The sequence below is a fragment of the Pseudonocardia acidicola genome, assembly GCF_012911935.1.
Taxonomy (GTDB): domain Bacteria; phylum Actinomycetota; class Actinomycetes; order Mycobacteriales; family Pseudonocardiaceae; genus Pseudonocardia; species Pseudonocardia acidicola.
In genome coordinates this window covers 37186-43242 of the sequence record NZ_JAAXLA010000060.1, presented here as the reverse complement: position 1 = coordinate 43242, position 6057 = coordinate 37186, and the positions used below count along the sequence as shown (strand labels likewise).

7 protein-coding genes are annotated in these 6057 nt (G+C 75.7%); 4 read left to right on the top strand and 3 right to left on the bottom strand.

The window, feature by feature from the left end:
- Window positions 1-268: 268 nt before the first annotated feature.
- Window positions 269-517 (top strand): hypothetical protein, encoded by a 249-nt coding sequence (locus HF526_RS25395; RefSeq protein WP_169384081.1) that lies wholly within the window; start codon window positions 269-271, stop codon window positions 515-517.
- Between the two features lie 13 nt (window positions 518-530).
- Here the strand turns inward: HF526_RS25395 and HF526_RS25390 are convergent, their stop codons facing one another.
- Window positions 531-950: an alpha/beta hydrolase fold domain-containing protein gene (locus tag HF526_RS25390; protein ID WP_211177782.1), complete on the bottom strand. Its 420-nt coding sequence runs from the start codon at window positions 948-950 to the stop codon at window positions 531-533.
- Between the two features lie 156 nt (window positions 951-1106).
- Here HF526_RS25390 and HF526_RS25385 point away from each other — a divergent pair, with 156 nt between their 5' ends.
- Complete coding sequence (locus HF526_RS25385) at window positions 1107-1514, top strand: hypothetical protein (RefSeq protein WP_169384080.1); 408 nt, start codon at window positions 1107-1109, stop codon at window positions 1512-1514.
- Between the two features lie 42 nt (window positions 1515-1556).
- Window positions 1557-2432: an SCO6745 family protein gene (locus HF526_RS25380; protein ID WP_420821655.1), complete on the top strand. Its 876-nt coding sequence runs from the start codon at window positions 1557-1559 to the stop codon at window positions 2430-2432.
- 43 nt (window positions 2433-2475) lie between these two features.
- Here the strand turns inward: HF526_RS25380 and HF526_RS25375 are convergent, their stop codons facing one another.
- Window positions 2476-4470, bottom strand: a complete 1995-nt coding sequence (locus tag HF526_RS25375) for a tetratricopeptide repeat protein (RefSeq protein WP_169384079.1) — start codon at window positions 4468-4470, stop codon at window positions 2476-2478.
- Entirely contained in the window at window positions 4467-5204 is a 738-nt protein-coding gene (locus HF526_RS25370) for a hypothetical protein (protein WP_169384078.1), read from the bottom strand. Before HF526_RS25370 ends, HF526_RS25375 begins: the two co-directional genes overlap by 4 nt.
- A 119-nt stretch (window positions 5205-5323) precedes the next feature.
- On the opposite strand from HF526_RS25370, the gene HF526_RS25365 reads away from it, so the two are divergent.
- Window positions 5324-6055, top strand: coding sequence for a cyclic nucleotide-binding domain-containing protein (locus HF526_RS25365; RefSeq protein WP_169384077.1), 732 nt, complete (start codon window positions 5324-5326; stop codon window positions 6053-6055).
- Window positions 6056-6057: the final 2 nt, after the last annotated feature.

Below are 6057 nucleotides of genomic sequence, written 5' to 3'. Positions count from 1 at the left end.
GCAGCCGGGCGCGCCGTCGACGATCGACGTCGTATCCTGCGCCCCGCTGCTCGCCGACTCCATCCGCCGGATCTTCACCGACGACTCGGTCAGCGAGGTCTTCGGCGGCAAGAACCACCTGTTCTAGTACTCCAGCCGGACTGCGTGATGTTGTCTGTGGGGGCGCCGGGAACGCGGCGCGGCCACCGCATGATCATCCGGGGTTGTGTGGACTCCAGACGATGCGGTGGCCGCGGGCCACAGCGTAGAGGCCGGCCTGTGGTCGGTCGTGGAAGGTCAACTCCTCGATCGGGTCGCGGCCCGGTTCGGGCGGGTCGAGACCCGGCAACGCTTCACCCGGTTCCCGCGCGGGATGCTCGCCGAGCTGCCCCGCAAGACCTGCTGGAGCACCGCCGAGCACGCCGGTGAACCCAGCCCGGACGGGATGGGAGCACCTGCTCAACCGGGCCCGGTGGGACACCGGTCTCCTGCGCCGTCGCAGTGCTGGGGGGAGCGTGTTGGGGCGTGCCTGTTCTGAAGGGAAGGTGCGGTCAGGCCGGGGAGGCCTGCGTGCTCAGGTGCCGGCCGCCCGCTGCGCCATGATCGCCGAGAGGTTGCCGCCGGCGCTGTCCCCCGCGACGAGCAGCGGCGGCACCGGTTCGCTCGGCGAGTCGCCGGCCGAGCGTGTCGAACTCGTCGATCGCGCCGATCACCCAGCCGCCGCCGTGGTAGTAGACGATCACAGCGCGAGGAGAGTCGTTCGGCACCAGCACACGGACGCCGAAGGACGATCCGCCCGAGGTGGACACCTGCTCGTCGGACACCCGGGGCAGCTCGGGACCGGGCCCGTAGAGCTCGCGCAGCATGCCGCCGAGGCTGCGTGCCTCCTCGGGAGTCATCTCGTGCAAGGGCTTGGCCCCGCTCTCGGCCGGCTGCGCCAGGAAGCCGGCGGTTGCATCGTCCAGGGCCATGGTCCATCTCGTCGTCGGGTCCGGATGGCGCGCACCGCCGGGCTCCCGGTGCTGTGACCTGCGGCGCAATCTAAAATGCATCCTGCATCACCGTCAATGCAGCCGACCGGGTTGATCCGACGGGCGCTCGGCCGGCGGGTCAGGAGTGAGTGGACAGTGAGCCGTCGTGTCGCGCAACGCCATGCGAGCGATGCGGCCGGCTGCACGATCACGGTGTGCCGCGGCTGCTGTTGCGGCACCGCGCGCAAGCACCCCGGTGTCGATCACGCCGCCCAGCTCGCCGTTCTGCGCGCCGGCGTCGGGACCGCGGGGCGGGTCCGGATCAGCGACTGCCTGGACGCCTGCACGGAATCCAATGTGGTCGTCGTCGGGCCGTCGCCCGCCGGACGGGCGGCCGGGGCCCGGCCGGTGTGGCTGTCCGGGGTGCTCGACCCCGGTGCCGTCGACGAGGTCGTCGCCTGGGTCCGGGCCGGCGGGCCGGGGGTCAGCGATGCGCCGGGCCTGCTGGACCTGAGCGTGTTCGCCCCGTCCCGGCGCAGCCGCCGCGAGGCCGGGGAGACCTGAGCCGCTGCGGCTCGCCGGGCGATCACGGTACGGTCCGCGCCCGTGGATCCCCAAGCCTCCGGCCGCATCGCGCGCGGCCTCGAGCCGTTGCACGCGATGGTCTACTTCGCCCCCGAGACCGAGCGGCTCCTGACCGGTGCCGGACTCGAGCCGGGCCGGATGACCTACTTCGCCGGCCGGGCCGCTCCGATGGGCGCGGTGTCGGCCTCCGTGGTCGCGGCGACCTTCTACAACTTCAACCCCGACCTGGTCGCCCGGCACATCCCGGCCGCGTGGGAGCTGGCCGATCCAGCGACGCTCGTCGCGGCCCGGTTCGCCGCCGCGGACGCGGCGCTGCGCCGGCTGCTCGGCGACGAGACCGTCGCCTCGCCCGCGGTCGCCGAGGCCGCGGGCCTCGCCCGGCGAGCGGCCGAGGCGTGCGACCCGCAGGGCCGCCCGCTGGCCGCCGGGCATCTGGACCTGGAGTGGCCCGTCGAGCCGCACCTGGTGCTCTGGCACGCGCTGTCGATCCTGCGTGAGCACCGCGGCGACGGGCACATCGCGCTGCTCCTCGACGCCGGGCTGACCGGGATCGAGGCGCTGGTGACGGCCACCGCGACCGGCAAGGGCTTCGTCGTGCCATTCGCCAAGGCCAGCCGTGGCTGGTCCGACGCGCAGTGGGACGGCGCCGTCGCCGCGCTGCGCTCACGGGGCCTGCTCGGCGACGGTGACGGCTCGGGCCCGGATGGCCTCGGGCTCACCGCCGAGGGCGACGCGCTGCGGCGCCGGCTCGAGGGCGACACCGACCGGCTCGGTGCGGGACCCTGGTCCCACCTGGGTGCCGACGACGCCGGTCGTCTCGCCGAGCTCGGTGGCGTGCTGGTCCGGACGCTGGTCGCGGCGGGCTGTTTCCCGGACGGGGTGTTCGCCGCGCGGTGATCGCGACGGCGCCGGCTGGCCGGAGCCCGGGCACGGGGCGCGCTCAGCCCGGGGCCGGGCCCGGTCCGGATTCCGCGGCCAGTGCGCACAGGGCCAGCAACTGGGTCCCGGACCGGTCCGCCGGGCCCTCGCCGAGCGCGGCGAGGGCCCGGATCGCGCGCGCGGCCGCCCCGTCGCCGACGGCCCCGGCCAGCGCCCGCCCGGCGAGCTCCGCCGCCGCTTCCCCGGGCCCGGCGCCGACCTGGAGACGGCCGCCGCCGGCCAGCGTCGCCCAGCGCTGCGCCAGCCGGTCACCGTCCCCGGCCAGGCTCGCCAGCGCCGCCCGGTAGCCGGCGATCGCTTCGGGCCGGTGGCCACGCTCCCACTCGGCCTCCGCGACGTCCTGCCAGGTCGCCGCGAGGCCGGAGCGGTGCCCGAGCCGGCGGTAGGCGGTGAGCGCTGCGCGCAGGTCGACCAGCGCCTCCGCGATCCGGCCCTGCCGGCGGTGGACCTGGCCCAGACCGCGCACGGCGTGCGCGTGCTGCTCGGGATCGCAGCCGGCGAGCAGGTCGCGGGCGGTCAGGTACATCCGTTCGGCGGCGGCCGGCTCGCCGCGCCCGGCGAGCACATCGGCGACGATCCGCGTCGCGTGCCCGCCGATCCGCCGATCGCCGAGCCGCTCGGCCAGTTCGAGAGCGCGCGCCGCCTCCCGCAGTGCGTCGCCCCAGGCGCCGCCGCGGCGGTGTATCGACGCCGCGCGTAGCCGGATCGCCGCCTCGCTCGCATCGTCCCCGGCTGCGGCGGTCTCCGCGGCGGCGCGAGCCACGATCCAGGCCACGTCGGCCGGCGCCGCCGCGGCCCCGGCGAGCGCGCCCAGAGTGTCGCGGTCCTGGGCCCGCGCCGCCGCCGTGGCGCGAGCGAGCAGGTTGCGCTGCTCGGCGTCGAACCATCCGGTCGGGTCCGCCGCGGACCGGGCAGTGGTCAGATCCAGGTACCGCTGCGCTGCACCGGACCCGGCCGCCGGCAGCGCCCGGCGCACCGGGTCGGGCACGGTGAAGCGGCCCGCGGCCCCGGGTACCGGGGTCAGCAACCGGCGCCGGGCCAGCTCCTCGAGCAGCTCGCCCGTGGCCGCGGGCTCACGCTCGGTCAGCGCGGCCAGCGTCCGGGCGCCGAGGTCCACGAGCCCGGCCGCGACGGCGACCCCCAGCAGGTCCCGGGCCTGCGGCGGTGTGGCCGCCAGCGCCACACGGGCCGCCGTGACCGCGGCGCGCGCCGGATCGACCGGCCCGGCCGGGCCCAGCGCGGCGAGCACCTCCTCGGGCGAGGCGGTGGTGGCCGGTCCGCAGGCGATCAGCAGCAGCGCCAGCGGCGAGCCCTGGCAACGCCGCACCACAGCGGCGAACCGGTCCGGATCGCGCCAGGCCGGCCGGTCTGCGTGCGAGCCCAGCAGATCCGTCGCCGAGCAGTGGTGGAGCCCGTGCACCGGCTGGCTCGCGACGTCGTCCACGGCCAGCCCGGGTAGCGCGCGGCGGGCCGTGGTGATCGCGAAGGAGCCGCCACCGGGCAGCAACGCCCGCACCTGCTCCGCCGAGCGGGCGTCCTCCAGCAGCACCAGGGCGGGACGGGCCGCGAGCAGCGACCGGTACAGCGCCGTGCGGTCGGTCGTGCGGGCCGGGATGTCGGCGTCGGTCAGCCCGAGGTCGAGCAGCAGCCGGCGCAGGGGCGGCCCCGGGTCCGCACCGGCGTCGTCGAGGTGGGCGAGCAGTACCCCGCCCGGAAACGTGGGGCCGTGGCGGGCGGCGAACCCGAGCACCAGTGACGACGCCCCGATGCCGGCCGGTCCGTAGAGCAGCACCCCGGGCGGACGACGGTCGGCCGCCGCGAGCGCGTCGAGCGCCGCGAGCGCGGCCGCACGCCCGATCAACGGTCCCGTCACCGGTGCGGGCGGGGAAGGGGCGGGCACGCCGGGCTCCAGCACGAGCCGGCCGATCTGGACGGCGACCTCGACCGGGGCGTCGATCCGCAACGACAGATCGACGTCGGGCGCCGGACCGGTCACGGCCGCGGCGACCGGGGGACATGGCCCAGAGACAGCCCGCCGTGGACCTCCCCGACCTGGAGGATCGTGCCGACGTGCCCGCCGTCGGCGATGTCGATGCGCAACCGCGCGGGCTCGGCGGGTTCGCGGGCGTGGACCGCGCAGGTCGCACCGTTCGCGGGCCCGCCGATGTGCAGCCAGGCATGCGCGGAGAACCGCTTCGCCGCGTCGACCACGAGCACGGGCTGGAACTCCCGCGCCGCCAGCGCTCCGCCCGTACCCACACTCACCACGTCCTCGAACAGCGAGTCGGACACGATCAACCCGAGGTCCGCGTCGGGATTCTCGGCGAGCAGCGCATGCAGCGGGGCGCAGTCGACGAGCCGGCACGTGCGGATCACCGCGTGCCCGGCGAAGCCGTTCGGACCCGCCACCGCGCTGCCCGCGTGCGCCGCGACCCGCAGTCGCATGCGGTGGCACGGTCCGGCGGCCCCGTTCGCCGCGGTGAGGCCGGCACGCAGCGCGCCGATGAACGCGGCCAGTACCTCCGACTCGGCGCCGGCGACGTCGAGCAGGGTCAGTTCCCCGTCCCCGGTTTGTCGCCGGGTGATCGCGTCGGCGGGCACATCGCCGGCGAGCCACGCCGCGTCGAGGAGGTCGGCGATGCGGTCCTGGGCGCTTTCCTGCTCGGCGAGCGAGCGCCGGCTGAAGCCCTCGAGGTCGACGGCCACGCACAGGAGCCGCGTGCTGGTCACCCGCCCCCGTGTCCCCGCCCGGTGCTCGCAGCTCAACACCAGCCGAACCCTACGAGAAGGCCACGGGGAGGGATAGGTTTGCCGGAGCGACGTGCACCGCGGTGGAGAGGGGCTGTCCGGTGACGACGACACCCGCGCTGCTGGCCGGCTTGTCCCCGGCAGCCTGGGCCGAACTGCGCGAGCTGGGACACGTGGTGAGCTACCCGGCCGGCGAGACGATCCTGCTGCAGGGCTCGCCGTCGGAGACGATGCTGCTGATGGAGGCGGGCCTCACCGCGGTCACCGTGTCCGACGACGGCGGGCAGGACGTCTTCCTGGCGTTCCGCGGCACCGGGGACCTGCTGGGGGAGTTCGGCTGCCTCGACCGGCAGCCGCGCTCCGCGACGGTGCGCGCGGTCCTGCCGACCCGGTGCCGGGTGTTCCACCACCCGACGCTGGACCGGTTCCTGGCCCGCCACCCGGACGTGCACCGTGCGGTGACGAACGTGGTGATCGGCAAGATGCGCCGGACCGTCGACCAGCGGATCCGCTACGCGCAGGGCCGGCTCGCCGACCGCATCACCTGGGTGCTGCTCGACCACGCACAGGAGTTCGGCCGTCCGGGACCGGACGGTTCCTCGACTGTCATCGACGTCCCGTTGTCCCAGGCCCGCATCGCCGACCTGGTGCGGGCCCGGCCGCGGATCGTCGGCCAGGAACTCAGTGCGCTGGTGCGCGAGGGTCTCGTCGACACCGGATACCGGTCCACGCCACGGCGGCTGAGGCTCCTCGACGAGCAGCGGTTGCGCCGCCGGGCGGGTGGCGAAGCCGGGCTGGTTGATGTGGCATCGGTGCAACATCCGCAAGCGTGATG